We start from the raw sequence: 20,225 nt of genomic DNA, 5'->3' as shown, positions 1-20,225 counted from the left end.
ATTTCGGTGACGAAATTTCGACAACGAATATTTTGGTGGCGTCATTTCTGCCATCGGGTTTGTACACTCCTCCCATGGCCGAGCACCCTTCCGAGCAGCGCACTCCGTCCCGCGACCGGACGGAGCGCCGCGGTCGGGGGGAGCCCGGCGACCGGACGGAGCCCGGCGACCGGACGGGGCCCCGTGGTCAGGCGGAGCGCCGGGACTGGACGGACGGCCACGTCGAGCGCTGGCAACCGGTGCTGCCCGGCCTGGACCCCGACATCGAGGCCGCCGTCACCCGGATGTCCCGGCTCACCCGCCACCTCGGCCGGGTCCGCGAACAGGGCGTCGCCGACTACGACCTGCACAAGCACGAGTTCGACACCCTGCACGTGCTCGCCGGCCGCGGCGGCCACGCCGCCCCCTCCGACCTCCGGGCCGACCTCGACCTCGCCCCGGCCTCGGTCACCGGCCGGCTGGAGACCCTGGAGCGGCGCGGCTTCGTCCTGCGCTCGCCGTCCACGGAGGACCGCCGGAAGGTCGACATCGTGCTGACCGAGGCCGGGCGCGCCGCCTGGCGGGAGGCCCTGGACGTGGTCGGCCGGGAGGAGCGGCGGCTGCTGGGCGTGCTGTCCGCGGACGAGCGGCGCACGCTGGCCGACCTGCTGCGGAAGGTGATGCTCGCTCAGGACGACGTGGGGTAGCCCCGTCCGTCCCGGCGGCCGGGTCGACCCGCGGCGCCCGTCCCTGGTATCGATAGGGGCGTGCGATTCGAACTTGTGCCGGTGCCGGACGGCGTGGGGGCTCGGCCCCGGGACGGGCGGGGCTACCCGGTGCCGGCGATCACCCCGTGGCAGGACGACGTGCCGCAGTTCGCGCTGACCGACCACGGGCGCAGCGCGGACTGCGCGCTGGAACGCCGGTGCTCGGTGTGCGGGCGGTTCATGGAGCGCGGCCCGGTGTGGCGGGTGGTCGGCGCGGCCGAGAGCGCGGCGATCGCCGGGGCGCTCGCGGCGGGGCAGCCGTACCGCAACCTGGCGCCCACCATGGAGGGCCCCGGCCACCGGTCCTGCATGCTCTACGCCGCCATGGTCTGCCCGTACCTGGCGCGCCCCAACGCCCGGCGGCGGACGAGCGCCGGGGACGCGGCCGACGAGCTGACCTCGGCCGCCGTCCGGGGTGCGGCGCGCGGCGGTACGGGAGCGGTGGTCGGGTTCGGCGACTACGAGTACGCGGTCACCGAGACGCGGGTGCTGTTCCGTTTCCTGGACCTGGTCGAGTTCCTGCCGCACGAGTCGGCCGACGAGCACCTGGCGGAGCTGCGCGCCGAGTTGGCGAAGACCTCGTAGGCCGGGTGGGCGCCGTGGCCCCGGCGGCCCGGGCCGGGGCGGACCGCGCGGCCCGCCCGGCCCGGACCGCCCGGGCCGGACTACCGGGGCGGACCGCGCGGCCCGCCCCGGTTCGGACCGGCCGGGTCAGACCGCCCGGGTCTGCGCCCAGTCGTGGAGCCGGTGGGCGCTGTCACCGAGGCGGGTGGCGTACAGGGTGCCCGCCGGGCCGCCGGCGAGCTCGTCGGTGGTGGTGGTGACGCCGACGACGGTGCCCGTCCCGGTGACGGGGTCGAAACGGGCGAAGTGGGGGCCGCCGCTGGCCCCGTGCGACATGTCGCAGGGCCCGCCCCACAGCAGCGGGGCCTTGGGCCCGGGCCGGGCCGGACCGGCGCAGTGGATCATGCGCGAGCCGGTGTACCTGCCGCGGGGATCGTTCAGCCGGTCCTTGGGGTACCCGAAGGCGTGGGTGAACCCGCCCTCGGCAGGCGGGGCGAACGCGATCCGCTGGCTCCCGGTGACGTCCGCGACCCGCCGCCCGTCGGCCGACCGGTTCGCCACCAGCACGCCGGTGTCGAAGCCGGCCACGGCGACGTCGTCCGACCCGGTCCCGCCCGGATCGGCGTCCCAGCGGGAGGAGGTGGCCATGGACCTGATGGTGAAGCCGCCGAGCGGCTTGGTGCCGTTGCGGTAGCCGGGCACGAAGTAGAGGTTGTGGTTCCAGGTGCCGTCGGTCGCGGGCGCCCCGACGCCCCGCAGGCAGTGCGCCGCCGTGACGAGGGTGCTGCGGTTCGCGCCGGTGACGACCGTCGCGGTGCAGCTGCCGTCGTAGCCGTCGGAGAAGGTGAAGAAGAGCCGCCCGACGCTCCGGTCCACCGCTCCGCCGTGGGTCCAGACGGACCCGGGGTCCGGGGTGTCGGCGGGCAGCGGCCGGGGGTCGTCGGGCGTGTCGTCGTCCTCGGGCACGGGGGTGATCTCGGGGACCATGGCGCCCGCGAGCTTCATCCGGACGGGCGTCCAGTAGGCGTCGATCCGGTCGCGCTCCTGCGCGGTGGTGGCACCGGAGTGCGTCGTGACGGTGTCCCGCTCCGCGGCGACGGCGGCGCTCGGCAGCAGCACCGCCGCCGTGGTCGCACTCAGCAGGAGGGCTCCCGCGGCGGCGAGCCCGCGGGGCAGGGCGCGGCCGGTGGCTGGTGTTCCGGGTTTCTTCGGCATGTGCGGCACGGTAGGCGCGGGACGTCAGGATCGCGTGTGGACCGCGTCTCGGCCCGCCGTCGGAAGGATCAGCTTCCGGTAACGGCGTCTCGGCCGTGTATCGGCCACCGTCGCCGGTGACCGACCGTCCGTCAGGGGCGGTAGGAGGGCAGGCCCTTGATGGTGGAGACCTGGGTCGGCGCGGCCGAGCCGTCGGCGGGCAGGGTGCTGACGCCGTCCGGGGTGCGGACCGCGATGGTCTTCCCGTCGGGGGACCAGGCGGGCTGGGTGTAGTCGGTGGCGGCCGCCGGGGTGAGGTCCTTCTCGGCCTTCTGGTCGCCCTGGGTGGAGCGGGTGAACAGGTGGTCGTGCCCGTTCACCGAGCGGACGAAGACGACGTGCTCGCCGTCCGGGGAGAGGGCCGGCTGGGAGCCCCTGCCCAGGTCGCGGGTCACGGGCCGGATGTAGTCGTCGTAGAGGTACACCTCGTTGGCCGGGGTGTTGGCGTAGACGATCTCGCCCCGGTGGCCGCCCGCGTTGGCCCAGGTGTTGCCGGTCTGCGGCGGCTGCGGCACCGGGTCGCCGCCGCCGTCGGAGGTGCCCGGGGTGAGCACCTGGGGGGTGGCGCCGGGGGACTTGGTGAGCACCTTCTCCAGTCGCAGCGTGCCGCCCTTCTCGGAGGTGAAGACGACGGCCGCGTAGCGCTCCAGCGCCTCGGCTCCGGCGGTGACGCTCGGGTCCGCGGTGGCGTGCTGCCAGGTGGGGTGGGACCAGGTCTCGCCGCCGGGGTTCTTGGCGAGGACGACCTTGCCGGTGCCGTCCGGGTTGGCGGTCATCAGGTCGCCGTTGCCGCTGACGAAGGCGGCCTTCCTGCCGTCGGGGGACCACGCCAGGTCGCGGACGACGGTGCCGAAGTCGACGGTGGTGCCGTTCAGCGCGACGCTCTTCGTGCCGGTGGAGATGGTCAGGTGGTTGGCGGCCGAGGTGCCGTTGACCTCCTTGCCGCCGGGCGCGGCGCTGCCGGAGGCGGCGGGCGCGCCGGGCGCGGCCGTGCCTGGGGCCGCCGCCCCGGGGGCGGTGCCGGCCGGGGCGGCGGTGGGAGCGGCCGTGGGGGCGGCGGTGGGGGCGGAATCGCCGTTCTCCGGTCCGCAGGCGGAGAGCAGGACGGCGCCGACGCTGACCGTCAGGGCGATCGCCGCGGTGGTGCCGAACCGGTTTCGCACGGAGCTGTCGCGCACGGTCATCTTCCAGGTCCCCCTCGAATGCAGTTCGCTTTCCGACGAGGAGCCTCGCAGCGCGAGGTCAGCGGCGGATGCGTGCCGTGTCACAGCCGTGGAACAGCGCCGGCGGCCCGTGCCCCGGCGGTGGTCCCGGACCGGCGTCCGGGATCAGAGGCCGAGTTCGGTGAGGCCGGGGTGGTCGTCGGGGCGGCGGCCGAGCGGCCAGTGGAACAGCCGCTCGTCGGGGGTGATCGGCAGGTCGTTGATCGAGGCGTGCCGGTGGGCCATCAGACCGTCGCGGTCGAACTCCCAGTTCTCGTTGCCGTAGGAGCGGAACCAGCGGCCGGCCCCGTCGTGCCACTCGTAGGCGAAGCGGACCGCGATGCGGTCGCCGCCGTACGCCCAGAGCTCCTTGACCAGGCGGTAGTCCAGCTCGCGCTGCCACTTGCGGGTGAGGAAGTCGGCGATCCGCTCGCGGCCGGTGACGAACTCGGAGCGGTTGCGCCAGCGGCTGTCCGGCGTGTAGGCGAGGGCGACCCGCCGGGGGTCGCGGGTGTTCCAGGCGTCCTCGGCGGCCCGGACCTTCAGGCGGGCGGTCTCGTCGGTGAACGGGGGCAGGGGCGGGCGCTGCGCGGTGCCGGTCTCGGGCATGGGTGCTCCTCGGAAGGGGTGTTCCGCCGGTGAGAACGATCGTTCTCACCGCTGTGGCTACGATAGGAGAACCATCGTTCTCACGCAAAGGGCAAGGAAGATGGAGCAGGAAGACCCCCGGACCCGGATCCTCGACGCGGCCGAGGAGCTGTTCTACGGCCAGGGCATCCAGGCCGTCGGCATGGACGCCGTCCGGGCCGCCTCCGGCATGACCATGCGCCGCCTATACCAGCACTTCCCGTCCAAGGGCGAGCTCGTCGAGGCCTACCTGCTGCGCCGCGACGGCCGCTGGCGGGCGAGCCTCGCCGCGTACGTCTCGCGCACCGGGGGCTCCCCCCGGGAGCAGCTGCTCGCGGTCTTCGACTGGCTCGGCCGGTGGTTCGCCGAACCCGGTTTCCGGGGCTGCGCCTTCGTCAACTCGCTCGGGGAACTGGGTGCCGTCAGCCCCGCGGTGGCGGCCGCCGCCCGGCACCACAAGGCAGAGTTCGGCGGCTACCTCGCGGCCCTGGCCGAAGCCGCCGGAGCCCCGCCCGCCACGGCCGTCCACCTGACCCTGCTGGCCGAGGGCGCGATCACCAGCGCCGCCGTGCACGGCGATCCGACGGCCGCGGCCGACGCCCGGGAGGCCGCCCGGGTGCTGCTGGACGCGCTGCCCGCCCGGTAGTGCGGTACCGGTGGTGCGGCAGCAGGGCGACGCCCCGGAGGCCGCGAGCCGTCCGGCGGTCCCGGTGCCGGTGCCGACCGTCCGGCCCACCCCGGTCAGCAGGGCCACCAGGGCCACCGGGGCCACCGGGCGGGGGAGTTCCGGTGTCGGGTGGTGCTGATGGGGCGTCATGGAGTGCGACCGTCGCGGGCCGGACCGCAGGCGGCACGTGCTTTTCGCCCGAACGCGCGTTTATCGCCCATTGATCGACAGCGCCTAGCCTCGGGCGCATGGACGAGAGAGTGGCCGAGCGGCCGGGGGCGTTGCCCGAGGGTCGGATGACGGAGCAGGACACCGAGCGGTTCCGGCAGTTGCTGGCGCGGCTGGAGGACTCGCTGGCGGTGGACCGGAAGGTGGCGGGGCGTGATGCCTGAGTGCGTCGAGCTGTGCCCGCCGGCGGTGCTGCCGGTGCCGGTGCTGCCGCTGTGGCGGCGCGCCGAGGCCGAGGGGTGCCGGGACGCGGACCGGCCCGGGGTGCTGCGGGGGCACCCCGGGCCGGTGGTGGCCGGTCGGGTCGGGCAGATCGGCCGGCTCGGCCGGTCCGGTCAGGACGGGAGCGTCGGCGCGGAGCCTGCGGGCTGACCGGTCAGCAGCCGCAGTCGCAGCAGCAGCCGTCGCAGCAGTCGCACCCGTCGCAGCAGTTGCAGCAGTCGCCGCAGCCGCTGCAGTCGGGGCAGTTGCCGCACTCGCAGCAGTCGTGCCGTTCGCAGAAGCCTTGGCGGCGCTCGCGGGAGAACGGGTCCTCGTGGTCGCAGCAGAGCAGCTGGCAGGTGCAGGCCATCAGCGCCCACATCGCGCACCCGGCCAGCAGGTTGCGCGGGTTCGGCGGCTTCTGGCCGGGCGGGGTGAAGCCGGGGCCCTGCGGCACCCACGGCGGGACCGGCGCCTGGTTCGGGTCCGGGCCGGGCGGTGCGTGGTGCGGCGGCGCCTGGTGCGGGTGCTCGCCGGTGGCGGTGCCCGGCGCGTCCGGGCGGCGGCAGCTCGCGGTGTGCCGGGCCTGGCCGAAGACCCGGTCGACGGCCCGCTCGGTCTCGTGCGCGAGCAGCACGTGCACCAGGGCGCGGTCGGTCAGCTCGACCTCGCGCAGCGCGAGCCGGATGCCGTGGACGGCGTCGCGGCAGAGCCGCTCGGCCTCGGCGCGGTCGGTGCCGGTGGCGGTCAGCGGGTTCCAGGCGCCCGAGGCCGCGTCGGCCGCCTGGTCCTCGGCGGCGTCGAGGAGGTGGGCGAGCCGGCCGAACAGCCGCCCGGCCTCGGCGAGCGGGGCGGCGTTGCCGGGGCGCCCGGCGATCACGGCGGTGTGCGCGAAGGCGGCCGAGGTGGCGGTCTCGGTGGGCTCGGTGACCAGCAGGACGGAGCCGCCGGGCCGCAGCGAGCGCTCCAACTCGCCCTGCCGGGAGGCCGCGTCGAGCAGCACGGCGGTGTCGAAGCCGATGGCCGAGGCGCTGCCCGCGCTCTGCCGGTCCCAGCGCCGGGTGACGGCCCGGGCCCCGGCGGCGACCGGGCGGCGGGCGAAGACGCCGTCGCGGTCCTCGACGTGGTCGCGGATCTTGACCGAGGCGAGCGCCAGCGAGACGGCGGCGGCGAGCCGGGCGCCCTCGCCCTTGGCGACGGAGGCGGTCCGCATGCCGCGCAGCGGGCACGGCCCGGCGGTACGGCGCCAGGAGGCGTCCTCCTCGGCGGCCTGGGCCTCGACCAGCACGGAGATGATCAGACCGTCGTAGTTCGTCGCCGTCCGGGCGAGCTGTCCGTGGTCGTCCCGCAGTGCGAGGCAGAGCCCGCACAGGTGGGCCATCCAGGAGGTCTGCAAGCTCTCGGACAATCGGTGCCTGCACGGTTTGATGATGCCGAACACGCTGGTCCCCCTCGCCTCACGGGCCGCCGACCGGCCCCGATTCGCCGCACATCATATGATCAGCGCCCGTTTGGGGCCGAGCGCCCGTCAAACCGTGACCCGGCGGCCGACGGCGGCCCGCGTGCCCCGGCCCGGGCCGCGGCGTACGCCGCGGTGCGGCGGCCGGAGGGAGGCTCCCGGTGGTCGGGGTCCCGCGCCCGACCCCGGTGAGTGGATCTCATATCCGGGATAGCATCGCGAATATGGGAATCGAAACGGCCGCCGACGAGCGGTTGGCGCAGAGGCTCGCCGAGCTGAGGCTGGAACGCGGATGGACCCTGGAGGAGCTGGCGCGGCTGGCGGACGTCAGCCGGTCGACGCTGTCCCGGGTGGAGCGGGCCGAGGTCAGCCCGACGGCCGCGCTGCTCGGTCGGCTGTGCGCCGTGTACGGGCGGACCATGTCGCGGCTGCTCGCCGAGGTGGAGTCCGGCCCGGCCCGGCTGGTGCGGGCCGGGGAGCAGCAGGTCTGGCGGGACGGGACGACCGGGTTTGTCCGCCGCTCGGTCTCGCCGCCGCACGGCTCGCTGCGGGCGGAGATCATCGAGGGCCGGCTGCCGGCCGGTGCGGACATCGCCTACGACCGCGCCTGCACGCCCGGCCGGGAGCACCACCTCTGGCTGTTCGAGGGGAACCTGGAGCTGACCGTGGACGGCGAGCCGCAGCCGCTCGGCCCCGGCGACTGCCTGCGCTACGCCGGCGGCACCAGCCGCTTCCGCAGCCTCGGCCCGGACCAGGCCCGCTACGCGCTGGTGGTGGTCGAGCCGTGAGCGCCGCCACCGGGCCGATAGCCGACGAGCCCGACGAGCCCGGAAAGCCCGGAAAGCCCGGGGAGGCCGAGGGGCCCAAGGAGCGCTTCGACGCCGCCGGGCGCCGGGTCCTGTTGGTCTGCGTCGCGGGCGGCTTCACCACCCTGCTCGACCAGTCCGTCCTCAACACCTCCATCCCCGCCCTGCGCGAGACCCTGCACGCCGGCCCCGCCGACCTCCAGTGGATCGTCGCCGGCTACTCGCTCGCCTTCGGCCTCGCGCTGATCCCCGGCGGGCGGCTGGGCGACGTCAAGGGCCGCAAGTGGTTCTTCGTCACCGGCCTCGCCCTGTTCACCCTGGTCAGCCTGGTCTCGGCGACCGCCACCGAGCCCGGGGCGCTGATCGCCGCCCGGCTGCTCCAGGGCGCGGGCGCCGGCCTGGTCAACTCCCAGATGATCGGCACCCTCCAGGACGTCTTCGACGGGCAGCTGCGGGCCCGCGCACTCGGCATGTACGCCGTCACCGGCGGCCTCGCCTTCGCCCTCGGCCCGCCGGTCGGCGGCGCCGTGCTGGCCCTGGCCGGCCCCGAGGACGGCTGGCGGCTGACCTTCCTGCTCAACGTCCCGTTCGGCCTGGCCACCGTCGCCCTGGCGGTCCGTCACCTGCCGAGGCCCCGCCCCAGCGCCCGGCACGCGGACCTCGACATCCTCGGTCTGCTGCTGGTGGGGGCGCTCACCCTGGCCCTGATGCTGCCCTTCGTCCGGCCGCCCGGCTGGGCGGGCTGGCTCGCCTTCGCGGCCGCCGCCCTGCTGCTGTTCGGCGCGCTCGCCTGGTGGCAGCGCCGCTACGCCCGCGGCGGCGGCCACCCGCTGATCCACCCGGCCCTCACCCGCTCCGCGCCGTACGCGCTCGGGACGGCCACCGCGATGGCCCAGTTCGGCTCCTCGCTCGCCGCCTCGCTGGTCCTGACCATGTTCCTCCAGGACGGCCTGGGCCTCTCCCCGATGGGCGCCGCCCTGGTCGCGCTGCCCTCCGCCGTGGCCATGGGCGTGGCCTCCGCACTCGCCTGGCGGGTCGTCCAGCGCTTCGGCCGACGCACCGTCACCGCCGGGATGGTGGGCTCCGCGCTCGCCATGCTGCTCAGCGGACTGCTCGCGCACTGGGCGCCCGCCGCCGTCCTGCCCTGGCTGCTGGCGCTGCTGCAACTGCTCGCCGGTGCCTCGGTCGGCCTGATGGGCTCCACCAACCAGGCGTACGTGCTGCGCCACGCGCCCGCCGAGGCGGCCGGGGTGGGCGGGGCGATCCTGCAGATGGCCCAGCGGATCGCGGCGGCCGTCGCGATCTCGGCCCTGTCCGGGGTCTACCTGCGGGAGACCGCCGCGGGCGGCGGGCACCGCTCGGCCTACCTGACGGCGAGCGCGGTGTGCGCCGCGGTGGCCGGACTGGCCGTCCTGGCCTCGGTGTTCGCCGGCCGGGCCACGGCGCGGGAACAGCGCGAGGGCGAACCGGCCGCGATGAGCCGAGGGCGAACGCCGGTCCGCTAGCCGGTGGTCGGTGCGTACCGTGGCGGGCATGACCCACGACGTACGGAACCTGACCGTGGACCTGCCCGAGGTGACGCTCGCCTACCGCGAGAGCGGCCGGACCGGCGGCCCGCCGCTGGTCCTGCTGCACGCCCTCGGCGAACGCGCCGCCGACTGGGACACCGTCCTGCCCGACCTCGCCCCCGGCCACCACGTGTACGCGCTCGACCTGCGCGGCCACGGCGACAGCGCCCGCACCGCCTCCTACTCGGTGGAGGCGATGCGGGACGACGTGCTGGCCTTCCTCGACGCCCTCGGGCTCGCCCGGGTCGACCTGGTCGGCCACTCGATGGGCGGCGTGGTCGCCTACCTGCTGGCCCAGGCCGCGCCGGAGCGGATCGACCGGCTGGTCCTGGAGGACATCGCCGCGCTGTACCCGCGCCCGGCCGGCCCGCTGCCCGAGGAGCCGGACCCGGCGGTGCACTTCGACTGGACGATGGTCCGGGCGGTCAAGGCCCAGTTCGACGACCCCGACCCGGCCTGGCGGGAGGGGCTGGCCCGGATCACCGCCCGCACCCTGGCGGTGGCCGGCGGGCCGACCAGCCACGTCCCGCAGGAGCGGATCGCCGAGCTCGCCCGGCGGATCCCGGACTGCCGCCTGGTCACCGTCGAGGCCGGGCACCTGGTGCACGGTGCCCGGCCCGCCGAGTTCGTCGCCGCGGTGGCGCCGTTCCTGGCCCGTTGAGCCGTGGCCGCCGGGTGGGTCAGACGCCGTGCTCGGCGGGCAGCCGCCCGTTGCGCACGGCCGTCAGCAGGTCGGCGTGGTCGGCCTCGGTGCGGTCCGCGTAGGCCACCGCGAAGGCGGCGACCGCCTCGTCCAGCGCCTCGCTCTTGCCGCAGTACCCGGCCAGCAGGCTCGGGTCGGCGGTGTGCGAGTGCGCCCGGGCGAGCAGGGCGCCGGTGATCCGGGCGTAGTCGTCCAGCTGGGACGGCTGCAGTGCGGCCGGGTCGACGCTGCCCTTGCGGTTGCGGAACTGCCGCACCTGGTAGGGGAGTCCGTCGACGGTGGTCCAGCCCAGCAGGGTGTCGCTGACCACCTGCATGTGCTTCTGCCCGAGCACCACCCGGCGGCCCTCGTGCCCGTCCGCCGCCGGCCGGGACCCGCTCGGCAGGTACGGCAGCAGCGCGGACGGACGGGCCTCCTTCACCTGCAGCACCAGCGGCTGGTCCCGGTGGTCGGTGAGCAGCACCACGTACGAGCGGGTGCCCACGCTGCCGGTGCCGACCACCCGGAACGCCACGTCCTGCACCCGGTAGCGGGACAGCAGGGTGCGCACCTCGGCCGGCACCGTCTCCACGTACGGGCCGAGCGCGTGGGCGACGGCGCGGGCGGTCGCGTCGGTCACCTCGGTGAGCACCGGGGGCGCGGCCGTGAAGCGCCAACCGCCGTCCGCGGTACGGTCGGTGCTGCGGGCGGCGAACCGCGCACTGGTGTTGCCGAGGGCCTTCGCGCCGACCTTGCGCAGCACCTCGGTGAGGTCGTGGGCCTCGGCGAAGGAGACCAGCTGCTCGTCCGCGACGGCGTTCCAGGCGTCCAGCGAGGGCAGCTTGGCGAGCGTGCGCACGGTCCGGCGGTACGAGCCGGCCGCGTGCTGGGCGGCCTCGCGCGCGATGGACTCGCCCGCCCCCGCCTCCCGGGCGGCCAGCACCAGGCTGGCGGCGAGCCGCTTGAGGTCCCACTCCCAGGGGCCGGGGACGGTCTCGTCGAAGTCGTTGATGTCCAGCACGATCTGGCCGCGGGCGTCGCCGTACAGGCCGAAGTTCGCGGCGTGGGCGTCCCCGCACAGCTGCGCGCCCACCCCGGTCACCGGGGTGCCGGCGAGGTCGGCGGCCATCAGGCCGGCCGAACCGCGCAGGAACGCGAACGGGCCGGCCGCCATCCGGCCGACCCGGATCGGCACCAGCCGGTCTATTCGGCCGGTGTTGGAGGCCTCCAACGCGGTCACGGCCGTCGGCCGGTCGGGCGCGGGCGTGAACTCCGCGTGCCGCTCCCGGGGCAGCCGCGTCCGCAGCTCCTTGCCGCGCTCCCGCGCCCGCCCGTCCTGCGCCGGGGCGAACCCGGCCACCGCGAACCCGCGCCGGGTCCGTCCGTCCCGCCCCGCCGCCGACTCCGGCCGCGCCCCGGCCACTTCGGCCCCACCCACGTGCGCCACTCGTCCCGCCCGTCCCTTCCGGTCCTCACCCCGCCCGCGACCTGCGCGGACGTTCATCGGGGGGAGTGACGATACGGCGTGGTACGGCGGTTCCGGGGGGCGGGGGTCCGCTTGCGGGCGTGCGGGAACGCCCCCTCCGACGCTGCCCCTGCGCCCCGGCGCCCCGGCACCCTCCACCGGGGCGACCGGGTAACGTGGGCCGGATGAACGATCTCGGGGGGAACGGCCTTCGGGCACGCCGGCGCACGCGCCTGGCGGCCGCCGTGGCGGCGGTGCTGACCGTGGCGGCCGGGCTGGGGGTGCGGGCGGTGCTGGGCGGGGAGCTCGCCAAGTACGCCGGGGACGCGCTCTACACCGTCCTGCTGTACGCGCTGCTGGTGCTGGTCGCGCCGAGGGTCCGCCCCGGCCGCGCCGCCGCCGTGGCCGCCGCGCTCAGCTGGGCCGTGGAGCTGTTCCAGCTGACCGGCCTGCCGGACGACTGGGGGCGGCAGAGCACCCTGGCCCGGCTGGTGCTGGGCTCCACCTTCAACCCGCCGGACCTGCTCTGGTACCTGGTCGGCGCCGGCTGCGCCGGGGTGCTCCACCGGGTGCTGCGGACCTCCCGAGTCGCAGCACCCGGCGGAGCCGTCCGGGACGGCGCGAACTGACCCGGCGTCAGAGCGGAAGCAGGTCCGGACGCTTGGGCTCGACGTGGTCGCCCGAGGACTCCCCGCGCAGGCGCCGACCGACCCAGGGCAGCAGGTGCTCGCGGGCCCACTGGATGTTCTCCCGCCGCTGGTCGGCGGGGGTGAGCACGCGGGTGTCCGGCCAGGGGGCCTCCGGGTCCTGCTCGGTGCGCAGGCCCAGCGAGCGGGCGGCCAGCAGGGCGACCCGCTGGTGGCCCTCGCCGGACAGGTGCAGGCGGTCCTCGCTCCACGCGCGGCGGTCCTGCACCGCGCGCAGCGACCAAAGGTCGGCCACCTTGCAGCCGTTGCGGTCGGCGACGGCGCGCATGTGCCCGTTGTAGGTGGCGATCTTGCCGCGCAGGTGCTTCAGCAGCGGCACGTCCTTGGTGTCGAAGCCGGTGCAGATCAGCACCGTCCCGGCGTTCTCGGCGAGTTGGACGACGGCGGCCTCGAAGCGCTCGGCCACCTCGTCCGGGTCGCTGCCCGGTCGGAGGATGTCGTTGCCGCCCGCGCAGAAGGTGACCAGGTCGGGCTGGAGGCGCCGGACCTCCGGCACCTGCTCGGCGGAGATCTGGTCCAGCAGTCGTCCGCGCACCGCGAGGTTGGCGTAGCGGAAGGCGCCCGGCGGGCGTCCGTCGGCGAGGAGCCCGGCGAGGCGGTCGGCCCACCCGGCGAACCTGCCGTCGACGCCCGGGTCGTTCAGGCCCTCGGTGAAGCTGTCCCCGAGGGCGGCATACGAATCGAGGTCAAGGGTCTCCTGGAGATTCGGCATGAAAGAGATAGTTCACCCAATCAAGTGACCTACGCCACCGTAGGTGGCTCCGGCGGCACGTGAGATGGGCCACGTACCCCCGCCGGCCGCTGCGCCCGCAGATGGACGGCTCCCGGAAAGCACAAGATCGCCACCCCCTTCCGCTTTCCGGCCCGCCCGGCGGATGCTCGAAGGGAGCGGCCGCTCCGGCCGCCGTCCCTCTGGGGGAGGACATCCATGACCACCGACCCGCGCGCCGACGTGTCCGAGAACTGGTCCATCGACGACCGGTGCACCAACTGCGACGTGGCCCGGCAGCTCGCGCCCGACCTGGTCCGCGAGCACGAGGGCCGCTCCGAGCTGGTCCGCCAGCCGCGCGACGCGGCCGAGCGCGGGCAGCTGCTCGCCGCCGCCCACGCCTGCCCGACCCGCTCCATCCGTCCCGGCACCGGGCCGCTGGACCCGGCCGAGGACCCGTTCCCGCTCGCCCTCGCCGACGACCTGCTGCTGCTCGGCCAGAACTCCCGCCACACCGCGGGCGCCAACTCCTACCTCTGCCGCCGGCCGACCGGCTGGGTGATGGTCGACACCCCGCGCTACAGCGAGGCCCTCGCCGCCCGGTACGCCGAGCTGGGCCCGGTGACCGACGTCCTGCTCACGCACCGCGACCACGCCGCCCACGGCCGGGCGTACGCCGACCGGTTCGGCGCCCGGCTCTGGATCCACGAGGGCGACCTGGACGCCGTGCCCGACGCCGACCAGGTGCTGCGCGGCACCGGGCCGACGGAGATCTCGCCCGGCCTGGTCGCCCACCCGTTCCCCGGCCACACCCGGGGCAGCGTGCTCTACCTCGCGGACGAGCGGTACTGCTTCAGCGGCGACAGCCTGTACTGGTCCCGCGCCACCGGGGACATCGAGGTGGCGGAGTCGGTGACCTGGTACTCGATCGAGGAGCTCGCCGCCTCGCTGCGGCGCGGCGTCGGCGTGCTGCGCTTCGAGTGGCTGCTGCCCGGCCACGGCGGCCGGCACCGGATGTCCGTGGCGGAGGCGGACCGCAGGCTGCGGGCGCTGGCCGAGCGGTGCGGGGAGCTGCGGCCGAGGCCCGTGGACTTCGGCGCGGTCCGCTGGTAGCGGACGGGGCCCGTCCGCCGACCGTGGCGGAGACGGCGGAGGAGCGGTGCGCCGGTGCCTGCGCCGGGTACGCGGGGGCATGCGACCGCTGAGAGCCGCCGCCCGGGTGTGCGCATCGTCCCGCCGGGGCAACCGCCTTGGGAACGAAGGTGTTCGGCCCTGCGAACCCCGAAGCTCCGTGCGACGAACTCCCCGCGATCCAAGGATGGTTGAGCCATGCTCACGCAGACTCCGGAGCGCCACGCCCGGCCGCGGCGCTACCTGATGTGCCGGCCGACGCACTTCACCGTGGACTACGCGATCAACCCGTGGATGGACCCCTCCCAGCCCACCGACACCGCGCTCGCCCTGCGCCAGTGGGAGCAGCTCTACTGGACGTACCGCCGGCTCGGCCACACCGTCGAGCTGATCGACCCGGTGCCCGGCCTGCCCGACATGGTGTACACCGCCAACGGCGCCACCGTGCTGGGCGGCCGGGCCCTGGTCGCCTCCTTCCGCCACCCGCAGCGGGCCGCCGAGTCGGAGGCGTACCAGAGGTGGTTCCGCGAGCGCGGCTACCGCGAGGTGCGCCTGGCCGGGCACGTCAACGAGGGGGAGGGGGACCACCTGCTGGTGGGCGGCCGGGTGCTCGCCGGGGCGGGCATCCGCACCTCGCGCGCCGCCCACGCCGAGGTCGGGGAGCTGTTCGGCGTCCCGGTGGTCAGCCTGACCCTGGTCGACCCGCGCTTCTACCACCTGGACACCGCGCTGGCGGTGCTCGCCGACGACCACATCATGTACTACCCGGAGGCCTTCGACGCCGACAGTCGCTCGGTGCTGCGCGCGCTCCACCCGGACGCGATCCTCGCGGACCGGGCCGACGCCGAGGTGTTCGGGCTCAACGCGGTCTCGGACGGCCGCCGGGTCCTGCTGCCGGAGGCCGCCAAGAACCTGGCCGGCCGCCTCGCCGAGCAGGGCTACCAGCCGGTCCCGGTGGACGTCTCGGAGCTGCTGAAGGGCGGCGGCGGGGCGAAGTGCTGCACCCTGGAGCTCAGGCCGGAGTGACGGGCCCCGGCCGGGTCTCCGGGGCGGTGACCAGCAGCACCTCCAGGGTGCGCGGGCCGTGCACCCCCTCCACCCGGTCCAGCTCGATGTCGCTGGTGGCGGACGGCCCCGAGATCCAGGTCTGCGGCCGGGCCGGATCGAGCCGCGGCAGGGCGAGCGGCACCGAGGCGACGACCTGCTCCGGTGCGCGCACCACGCAGACGTGGTGGTCGGGCACGAGCGAGAGCAGCCGCCGCCCCTGGCCGGGGCCGGCGTCCAGCACGATCGTCCCGGTCTCGGCGACGGCCAGCGCGCAGCCGGTCACCACGCTGTCCACGGCGTCCAGCCGGGCGGCGGTCAACGTCCCGTCGTCCGGGAGGAGCTCGACTCCCGCGGCCTCGGCCGCGGTGAGCCAGGGGGCCGGCAGCCCGGCCGGCACCACGACCGTCCGGCTGCCCCGTTCGGCCAGCAACCCGGCGACCCGCCGGGGCAGTTCGTCCTCGGCGCAGCGGTGCACCAGGGCCCGGTACTCGGCCAGGTTGCGGTGCAGCAGGTCCAGCACCGCCGCCCGGTCGTCGGTCGGGACGTGCGCCGTCAGGTAGTCGCGCGGCAGCGGCTGTCCGGCCACGTCGGAGGCGCCGCCGAGCGCGGCCCTGATCCGGCCGAGGACCAACTCGCGGGAGCCGCCGGGCCGGTGGGGGAGGCGATTTCGGTCGGACGCGGTCATGTGCGGTTCCTCCGCCACCAGTCGCGGAACGGTTCGGCCGGAACCTCCGGCAGGTCCCGGGTGTCGGTCCAGGCCCGCCCGGGCCCCGGCAGCCGGCGCGGGTGCAGCGACCGGGTGCGGCCGGCCAGCCGCTCGGCGGCGGTGAGCGCCGCCGGGTGGTCCAGCACGAACCCGGCGGCCGCCATCGCGGCCCGCTCCAGCGGGTGCCCGCCCTGCTCGGCGACCCGCTCGCGCAGGTGCACCAGCACCTCGGGGATGTCGATCGCCACCGGGCAGACCTCGTAGCAGGCCCCGCAGAGCGAGGAGGCGTACGGCAGCGAGGCGTCCACCGGACTGGCGGTGCCGCGCAGTTGGGGCGTCAGGACGGCGCCGATCGGCCCCGGGTAGACCGAGCCGTAGGCGTGCCCGCCGGCCCGCTCGTACACCGGGCAGACGTTGAGGCAGGCCGAGCAGCGGATGCAGCGCAGCGCCTGGCGGCCGACCCGGTCGGCGAGCGCGGCGGTGCGGCCGTTGTCCAGCAGCACCAGGTGGAACTCGGAGGGGCCGTCGCCCGGCGTCGTCCCGGTCCAGAGCGAGGTGTACGGGTTCATCCGCTCGGCGGTGGAGGAGCGGGGCAGCAGTTGGAGGAAGACCTCCAGGTCCCGCCAGGTCGGCACGACCTTCTCGATCCCGACCACCGAGATCAGGGTGCGCGGCAGGGTGAGGCACATCCGGCCGTTGCCCTCGGACTCGACCACCACCAGGGTGCCGGTCTCGGCGACCATGAAGTTGGCGCCGGAGACGGCGACTTCGGCGCGCAGGAACTTCTCCCGCAGGTGCAGCCGGGCGGCCTCGGCGAGTTCGGCGGGGGAGTCGGTGAGGCCCTCGGGCGCCGGGCGGCCCCAGGCGGCCATCCGGTCGGCGAAGACCTCCCGGATCTCCGCCCGGTTGCGGTGGATCGCCGGCACCAGGATGTGCGAGGGCCGGTCGTCGCCCAACTGCACGATCAGCTCGGCGAGATCGGTCTCGTAGGCGGTGATCCCCTCGGCCGCCAGCGCCTCGTTGAGCTCGATCTCCTGGGTGACCATCGACTTGACCTTGACGACCTCCGTCGCTCCGGCGGCCCTGACCAGGCCGGCGACGATCCGGTTGGCCTCCTCGGCGTCGGCGGCCCAGTGCACGGTGCCGCCGGCCGCCGTGACGGACTCCTCCAACCGGACCAGGTAGTGGTCGAGATGGCGCAGGGTGTGGTCCTTGATCGCCTTACCGGCGGCGCGCAGCTCCGCCCAGTCGGCGAGTTCGGCGACGGCCCGGGCCCGCTTGTCGCGGATGGTGTGGGTGGCGTGCCGCAGGTTGGCGCGCAGCCGCTCGTTCCGTACGGCCTCGGCGGCGGCCCGCGGGAAGGCGGGCATGCCGAGGAAGGTGCCGGCCGGGTCTCCGGTGCGCCCGCTCCGCTCGCTCATGCGGACGGCCTCCAGGGGTGCTCCTCGGTGCTGGCCAGGATCTCCGCCAGGTGCAGCGGCCGCAGCGGCGCGCCCTTGCGGCGCAGGGTCCCGCCGAGGTGCAGCAGGCAGGAGTTGTCGGCGCCGCAGAGGATCCGGGCGCCGGTGCCGAGGGCGTTGGCGATCTTGTCCTCGGCCATGGCGGCCGAGACCGCCGCGTTCTTGACCGCGAAGGTGCCGCCGAAGCCGCAGCACTCCTCGGCTCCGGGCAGCTCGAGCAGTTCCAGGCCCCGGACGGCGGCCAGCAGCCGGCGCGGGCGCCCGCCGAGGCCGAGCAGGCGCAGGCCGTGGCAGGACGGGTGGTAGGTGACGGTGTGCGGGAAGTGCGCGCCGACGTCCTCGACGCCAAGCACGTCGGTCAGGAACTCGGTCAGCTCGACCACCCGGGGCACCAGGGCGGTGGCCAGGTCGGCGAGTTCGGTGCCCCGGCCCTCGGCGGCGGCCCGGGCGCCGATCCGGGGGTAGTCGTCCCGCACCATCGCCACGCAGGAGCCCGAGGGCGTCACCACGTGGTCGTACCCGGCGAAGGCCTTCGCCGTCCGCCGGACCAGCGGCTCGCAGGCCCTGCGGTAGCCGGTGTTGTACTGGGGCTGCCCGCAACACGTCTGCCCGGCGGGGAAGTCCACCGTCACGCCGAGCCGTTCCAGCAGCCGGACGGTGGCCACCGCGGTGGCGGGGAACAGCGCGTCGTTGACACAGGTGGCGAACAGCGCGACCCGCATCCGGGCTCCCTCCTGCCGAACCTCCGCGAACCGGACTCCCGCGAACCGGACTCCCGCGAACCGGACTCCCTCGCACGGGAGTCCGGCGAACCGGACTCCCGCCGAACGGCGCCGGTCCGCTCGTGATCGTACCGAGCGGACCGGCGCCGCGGTGGGACCTCAGCGGCGGAACGCCGGGCCCCGGGACTCAGGCCCCGGGAGTGCAGGCCCCGGGCAGGGGCGCGGCGATCAGGCGCCGAGCCAGAGGTCCGGGCCGAACACCTCGTAGTGGATGTCCGCCGCCGCGACGCCCGCGGTCAGCAGCTGCTCGCGGACGGCGCGCAGGAAGGGGAGCGGGCCGCAGAGGTAGGCGGTGGCGCCGGCCGGGACCTCGACGGTGGAGAGGTCCACCAGGCCGGTGCGCTCGGCCGGCCACTCGCCGAGCGGCTGCTCGTAGAAGACGTGCGAGGTGGCGTTCGGCAGCGTCGCGGTGAGCCGTGCCAGCTCGGCCCGGAAGGCGTGGCTGAGCTGGTCGCGGTCGCCGTGCACGGAGACGACCCGCCGGGTGGAGCCGGTGGCGGCCAGGTGGTCGAGCATGGCGGTCATCGGGGTGTTGCCGATGCCGGCGGAGGCGAGCAGCACCGGGCCGTCGCCGTCGGCGAGGGCGATGTCGCCCAGCGGGGGCGCCAGTTCGACGGGGTCGCCGGCCTTCAGGTGGTCGTGCAGGTGGCCGGAGACCTCGCCGCCGTCCTCGCGCTTGACGCTGAAGCGCAGCGCGCCGTCGGCGCCGCCGGAGAGGCTGTACTGGCGGATCTGGTGGGCGCCGTCGGGCAGTTCGGTGCGCACCGAGACGTACTGGCCGGGGCGGAAGGCGGGCACCGGGCGGCCGTCGGCCGGGCGGACCAGGTAGGTGGTGACGGCCTCGGTCTCCTGGACGCGGGCGACCACGGTGTAGGGGCGCCACAGGTCGGCCGGGTCGCCGCCGGCGGCGACCTCGGCGCGCAGCCGGTCCTCGACGGCGATCAGCGCGTTGGCCATCAGCCAGTAGACCTCGTCCCAGGCGGCGGCGACCTCGGGGGTGACGGCCTCGCCGAGCACCTCCACGATGGCGGCGAACAGGTGCTCGTGGACGATCTTGTACTGGTCGTTGCCGATGCCGACCGAGACGTGCTTGTGGGCGATGCGGGCGAGCATCGCGTCCGGCCGCTGGTCCGGGTTGGCGACCAGGGCGGTGGCGAAGGCGGCTATCGAGCCGGCCAGGGCCTCGCGCTGGCTGCCGTTGGCCTGGTTGCCCCGGTTGAAGAGGTCGCGCAGCAGCTCGGGGTGCGCGGCGAACATCCGGTCGTAGAAGCGCGGGGTGATGTCCCCGATGGCGGCGCCCACGACGGGCAGGGTGGCCTCGATGACCTCGGCGGACTTCGCGGACAGCATCAGACGACTCCTAACTGGTATCTGGGATTCGCATTAAAGGCCGCGAAGTGGCGCGCGGCCCCGGGTGGGCTGGTCAGCCGGTGGGTCCGGCGGAACCGGTGGGGCGGACGGTGCCCGAGGTGCGGGTGGCGCCGGCGGTGTCGGCGGGTCCCGCGGTGAGGCTGAGCAGGACCGGGCCGGTGGGGGAGGCCACCAGGTCGGCGATGGAGAGGTGGTCGAGCGCGGCGAAGAACGCCTCCTGGGCTCCCCGCAGCGCCCCGCGCAGCCGGCACGCGGCCCGCAGCGGACACGGCGGGTCGTCCTCGCAGCCGACCACGTCGCCGACCCCCTCCAGCTCCCGCAGCAGCAGCCCGAGCGAACCGGTCCGCCCGGCGAAGGTGAGCGTCAGCCCGCCGCCGCGACCGCGCCGGGCCTCCACCACCCCCAGGTGCTGCAGCCGGCTGACCACCTTCGCCGCGTGGGTGTACGGCACACCGACCGACTCGGCCACCTCGCGGGTGGTCGGGTTGTCGCCCTCGCCCAGGACGGCCAGTCGCATGGCGATCCGCAGGGCGATGTCGGTGCTCTTGGTCAGCCTCACGTTCGGAACGCTATCGAATACGACTCTGCAACTCCAATTTCCTGCACGACTTCGATCGAGACGCTGGTCACGTCGTCCCGGGAGCCCTCGACCGGTCGGATCCGGCCGCCCTCTGGTGGGCTCCGGCCGGGGGCCGCTCCCGTGCCGGGCCCCGGCAGTCGCTCGCCCCGTGATCGGAACCGAACAGTTGGCGACATTACCCACCACTACCTGACGTCGCGTCAGGGCTGCTTCTACGCTTCCCCCGGCTCCGAACCCACCACGCACCCCGCATGTCCGGACCT

At 75.3% G+C, this 20,225-nt stretch carries 22 protein-coding genes; 11 read left to right on the top strand and 11 right to left on the bottom strand.

The features are described from left to right. Positions 1-74 precede the first annotated feature (74 nt). Both ACIQI7_RS03005 and ACIQI7_RS03000 read left to right on the top strand, forming a co-directional pair. Positions 75-686, top strand: a complete 612-nt coding sequence (locus tag ACIQI7_RS03005; protein WP_401104358.1) for a MarR family winged helix-turn-helix transcriptional regulator — start codon at positions 75-77, stop codon at positions 684-686. Between the two features lie 60 nt (positions 687-746). Beyond that, the gene (locus ACIQI7_RS03000) at positions 747-1,331 is read left to right on the top strand and encodes a hypothetical protein (protein ID WP_401104355.1); all 585 of its coding nucleotides are present in this window, start codon (positions 747-749) and stop codon (positions 1,329-1,331) included. 126 nt (positions 1,332-1,457) lie between these two features. Here the strand turns inward: ACIQI7_RS03000 and ACIQI7_RS02995 are convergent, their stop codons facing one another. The 3 genes from ACIQI7_RS02995 to ACIQI7_RS02985 all read right to left on the bottom strand — a co-directional run bounded on the left by ACIQI7_RS02995 (position 1,458) and on the right by ACIQI7_RS02985 (position 4,375). Beyond that, on the bottom strand, positions 1,458-2,525 hold the full coding sequence (locus ACIQI7_RS02995; protein WP_401104352.1) for a trypsin-like serine peptidase: 1,068 nt from the start codon (positions 2,523-2,525) through the stop codon (positions 1,458-1,460). Between the two features lie 131 nt (positions 2,526-2,656). After that, on the bottom strand, positions 2,657-3,742 hold the full coding sequence (locus ACIQI7_RS02990; RefSeq protein WP_401104349.1) for a hypothetical protein: 1,086 nt from the start codon (positions 3,740-3,742) through the stop codon (positions 2,657-2,659). 150 nt (positions 3,743-3,892) lie between these two features. Next, entirely contained in the window at positions 3,893-4,375 is a 483-nt protein-coding gene (locus ACIQI7_RS02985; protein WP_401104346.1) for a DUF1348 family protein, read from the bottom strand. Positions 4,376-4,475: 100 nt separating this feature from the next. On the opposite strand from ACIQI7_RS02985, the gene ACIQI7_RS02980 reads away from it, so the two are divergent. The 3 genes from ACIQI7_RS02980 (at position 4,476) to ACIQI7_RS02970 (ending at position 5,660) form a co-directional block, all read left to right on the top strand. After that, positions 4,476-5,039: a TetR/AcrR family transcriptional regulator gene (locus tag ACIQI7_RS02980; RefSeq protein ID WP_401104343.1), complete on the top strand. Its 564-nt coding sequence runs from the start codon at positions 4,476-4,478 to the stop codon at positions 5,037-5,039. Between the two features lie 269 nt (positions 5,040-5,308). Beyond that, entirely contained in the window at positions 5,309-5,452 is a 144-nt protein-coding gene (locus ACIQI7_RS02975; RefSeq protein ID WP_401104340.1) for a hypothetical protein, read from the top strand. After that, positions 5,445-5,660, top strand: coding sequence for a hypothetical protein (locus ACIQI7_RS02970; protein ID WP_401104337.1), 216 nt, complete (start codon positions 5,445-5,447; stop codon positions 5,658-5,660). The genes ACIQI7_RS02975 and ACIQI7_RS02970 overlap by 8 nt, the downstream gene beginning before the upstream one ends. 4 nt (positions 5,661-5,664) lie before the next feature. Here the strand turns inward: ACIQI7_RS02970 and ACIQI7_RS02965 are convergent, their stop codons facing one another. Continuing rightward, entirely contained in the window at positions 5,665-6,930 is a 1,266-nt protein-coding gene (locus ACIQI7_RS02965) for a DUF5685 family protein (protein WP_401104335.1), read from the bottom strand. Positions 6,931-7,172: 242 nt separating this feature from the next. Here ACIQI7_RS02965 and ACIQI7_RS02960 point away from each other — a divergent pair, with 242 nt between their 5' ends. From ACIQI7_RS02960 to ACIQI7_RS02950, 3 genes are read left to right on the top strand one after another with little or no spacing between them, the layout of a single operon-like run. Beyond that, positions 7,173-7,736 carry a helix-turn-helix domain-containing protein gene (locus ACIQI7_RS02960; protein WP_401104332.1) on the top strand — a complete coding sequence of 188 codons (564 nt, stop codon included), beginning with the start codon at positions 7,173-7,175 and terminating at the stop codon, positions 7,734-7,736. Then, positions 7,733-9,259, top strand: a complete 1,527-nt coding sequence (locus ACIQI7_RS02955) for an MFS transporter (RefSeq protein ID WP_401104329.1) — start codon at positions 7,733-7,735, stop codon at positions 9,257-9,259. Before ACIQI7_RS02960 ends, ACIQI7_RS02955 begins: the two co-directional genes overlap by 4 nt. A 28-nt stretch (positions 9,260-9,287) precedes the next feature. Beyond that, a complete protein-coding gene (locus ACIQI7_RS02950) occupies positions 9,288-9,983 on the top strand; it encodes an alpha/beta fold hydrolase (RefSeq protein WP_401104326.1) in 696 nt (231 codons plus the stop codon). Between the two features lie 19 nt (positions 9,984-10,002). On the opposite strand, the gene ACIQI7_RS02945 is transcribed toward ACIQI7_RS02950, so the two are convergent. Next, complete coding sequence (locus ACIQI7_RS02945) at positions 10,003-11,508, bottom strand: DUF2252 domain-containing protein (protein ID WP_401104323.1); 1,506 nt, start codon at positions 11,506-11,508, stop codon at positions 10,003-10,005. 146 nt (positions 11,509-11,654) lie between these two features. Here ACIQI7_RS02945 and ACIQI7_RS02940 point away from each other — a divergent pair, with 146 nt between their 5' ends. After that, the gene (locus ACIQI7_RS02940; RefSeq protein ID WP_401104321.1) at positions 11,655-12,098 is read left to right on the top strand and encodes a DUF2809 domain-containing protein; all 444 of its coding nucleotides are present in this window, start codon (positions 11,655-11,657) and stop codon (positions 12,096-12,098) included. Positions 12,099-12,105: 7 nt separating this feature from the next. Here ACIQI7_RS02940 and ACIQI7_RS02935 read toward each other — a convergent pair whose 3' ends face one another. After that, the gene (locus tag ACIQI7_RS02935) at positions 12,106-12,888 is read right to left on the bottom strand and encodes an SGNH/GDSL hydrolase family protein (protein WP_387753669.1); all 783 of its coding nucleotides are present in this window, start codon (positions 12,886-12,888) and stop codon (positions 12,106-12,108) included. 216 nt (positions 12,889-13,104) lie between these two features. On the opposite strand from ACIQI7_RS02935, the gene ACIQI7_RS02930 reads away from it, so the two are divergent. Both ACIQI7_RS02930 and ddaH read left to right on the top strand, forming a co-directional pair. Then, positions 13,105-13,998: a 4Fe-4S domain-containing protein gene (locus tag ACIQI7_RS02930; protein ID WP_401104318.1), complete on the top strand. Its 894-nt coding sequence runs from the start codon at positions 13,105-13,107 to the stop codon at positions 13,996-13,998. Between the two features lie 216 nt (positions 13,999-14,214). After that, positions 14,215-15,042 (top strand): dimethylargininase, encoded by an 828-nt coding sequence (gene ddaH, locus ACIQI7_RS02925; protein ID WP_401104315.1) that lies wholly within the window; start codon positions 14,215-14,217, stop codon positions 15,040-15,042. Here the strand turns inward: ddaH and ACIQI7_RS02920 are convergent. From ACIQI7_RS02920 to ACIQI7_RS02900, 5 genes are all read right to left on the bottom strand, one after another. After that, entirely contained in the window at positions 15,029-15,748 is a 720-nt protein-coding gene (locus tag ACIQI7_RS02920; RefSeq protein WP_401104312.1) for a lactate utilization protein C, read from the bottom strand. The genes ddaH and ACIQI7_RS02920 overlap by 14 nt on opposite strands. Continuing rightward, the gene (locus ACIQI7_RS02915) at positions 15,745-17,190 is read right to left on the bottom strand and encodes a lactate utilization protein B (RefSeq protein WP_401104310.1); all 1,446 of its coding nucleotides are present in this window, start codon (positions 17,188-17,190) and stop codon (positions 15,745-15,747) included. The genes ACIQI7_RS02920 and ACIQI7_RS02915 overlap by 4 nt, the downstream gene beginning before the upstream one ends. Then, positions 17,187-17,951 carry a (Fe-S)-binding protein gene (locus ACIQI7_RS02910; protein ID WP_401104308.1) on the bottom strand — a complete coding sequence of 255 codons (765 nt, stop codon included), beginning with the start codon at positions 17,949-17,951 and terminating at the stop codon, positions 17,187-17,189. Before ACIQI7_RS02910 ends, ACIQI7_RS02915 begins: the two co-directional genes overlap by 4 nt. Positions 17,952-18,179: 228 nt before the next feature. Further along, on the bottom strand, positions 18,180-19,361 hold the full coding sequence (locus tag ACIQI7_RS02905) for a globin domain-containing protein (RefSeq protein ID WP_401104305.1): 1,182 nt from the start codon (positions 19,359-19,361) through the stop codon (positions 18,180-18,182). Between the two features lie 73 nt (positions 19,362-19,434). Then, positions 19,435-19,941 carry an RrF2 family transcriptional regulator gene (locus ACIQI7_RS02900; RefSeq protein ID WP_401104302.1) on the bottom strand — a complete coding sequence of 169 codons (507 nt, stop codon included), beginning with the start codon at positions 19,939-19,941 and terminating at the stop codon, positions 19,435-19,437. Positions 19,942-20,225 lie beyond the last annotated feature (284 nt).

Source organism: Kitasatospora sp. NPDC092039 (assembly GCF_044756065.1).
Classification (GTDB): Bacteria; Actinomycetota; Actinomycetes; order Streptomycetales; family Streptomycetaceae; genus Kitasatospora.
The sequence above is the reverse complement of the archived record's forward strand: the minus strand, read 5'-3'. Positions and strand labels throughout refer to the sequence as shown.

Bases quoted from the DNA above. Each gene is read 5' to 3' on its own strand.
- ACIQI7_RS02985 (WP_401104346.1), bottom strand. From the start codon at position 4,375: ATGCCCGAGACCGGCACCGCGCAGCGCCCGCCCCTGCCCCCGTTCACC.
- ACIQI7_RS02920 (WP_401104312.1), bottom strand. From the start codon at position 15,748: ATGACCGCGTCCGACCGAAATCGCCTCCCCCACCGGCCCGGCGGCTCC.
- ACIQI7_RS02945 (WP_401104323.1), bottom strand. From the start codon at position 11,508: ATGAACGTCCGCGCAGGTCGCGGGCGGGGTGAGGACCGGAAGGGACGG.
- ACIQI7_RS02970 (WP_401104337.1), top strand. From the start codon at position 5,445: ATGCCTGAGTGCGTCGAGCTGTGCCCGCCGGCGGTGCTGCCGGTGCCG.
- ACIQI7_RS02980 (WP_401104343.1), top strand. From the start codon at position 4,476: ATGGAGCAGGAAGACCCCCGGACCCGGATCCTCGACGCGGCCGAGGAG.
- ddaH (WP_401104315.1), top strand. From the start codon at position 14,215: ATGCTCACGCAGACTCCGGAGCGCCACGCCCGGCCGCGGCGCTACCTG.
- ACIQI7_RS02910 (WP_401104308.1), bottom strand. From the start codon at position 17,951: ATGCGGGTCGCGCTGTTCGCCACCTGTGTCAACGACGCGCTGTTCCCC.
- ACIQI7_RS02975 (WP_401104340.1), top strand. From the start codon at position 5,309: ATGGACGAGAGAGTGGCCGAGCGGCCGGGGGCGTTGCCCGAGGGTCGG.
- ACIQI7_RS02960 (WP_401104332.1), top strand. From the start codon at position 7,173: ATGGGAATCGAAACGGCCGCCGACGAGCGGTTGGCGCAGAGGCTCGCC.
- ACIQI7_RS02905 (WP_401104305.1), bottom strand. From the start codon at position 19,361: ATGCTGTCCGCGAAGTCCGCCGAGGTCATCGAGGCCACCCTGCCCGTC.
- ACIQI7_RS02940 (WP_401104321.1), top strand. From the start codon at position 11,655: ATGAACGATCTCGGGGGGAACGGCCTTCGGGCACGCCGGCGCACGCGC.
- ACIQI7_RS02995 (WP_401104352.1), bottom strand. From the start codon at position 2,525: ATGCCGAAGAAACCCGGAACACCAGCCACCGGCCGCGCCCTGCCCCGC.
- ACIQI7_RS02950 (WP_401104326.1), top strand. From the start codon at position 9,288: ATGACCCACGACGTACGGAACCTGACCGTGGACCTGCCCGAGGTGACG.
- ACIQI7_RS02915 (WP_401104310.1), bottom strand. From the start codon at position 17,190: ATGAGCGAGCGGAGCGGGCGCACCGGAGACCCGGCCGGCACCTTCCTC.
- ACIQI7_RS03005 (WP_401104358.1), top strand. From the start codon at position 75: ATGGCCGAGCACCCTTCCGAGCAGCGCACTCCGTCCCGCGACCGGACG.
- ACIQI7_RS02930 (WP_401104318.1), top strand. From the start codon at position 13,105: ATGACCACCGACCCGCGCGCCGACGTGTCCGAGAACTGGTCCATCGAC.
- ACIQI7_RS02935 (WP_387753669.1), bottom strand. From the start codon at position 12,888: ATGCCGAATCTCCAGGAGACCCTTGACCTCGATTCGTATGCCGCCCTC.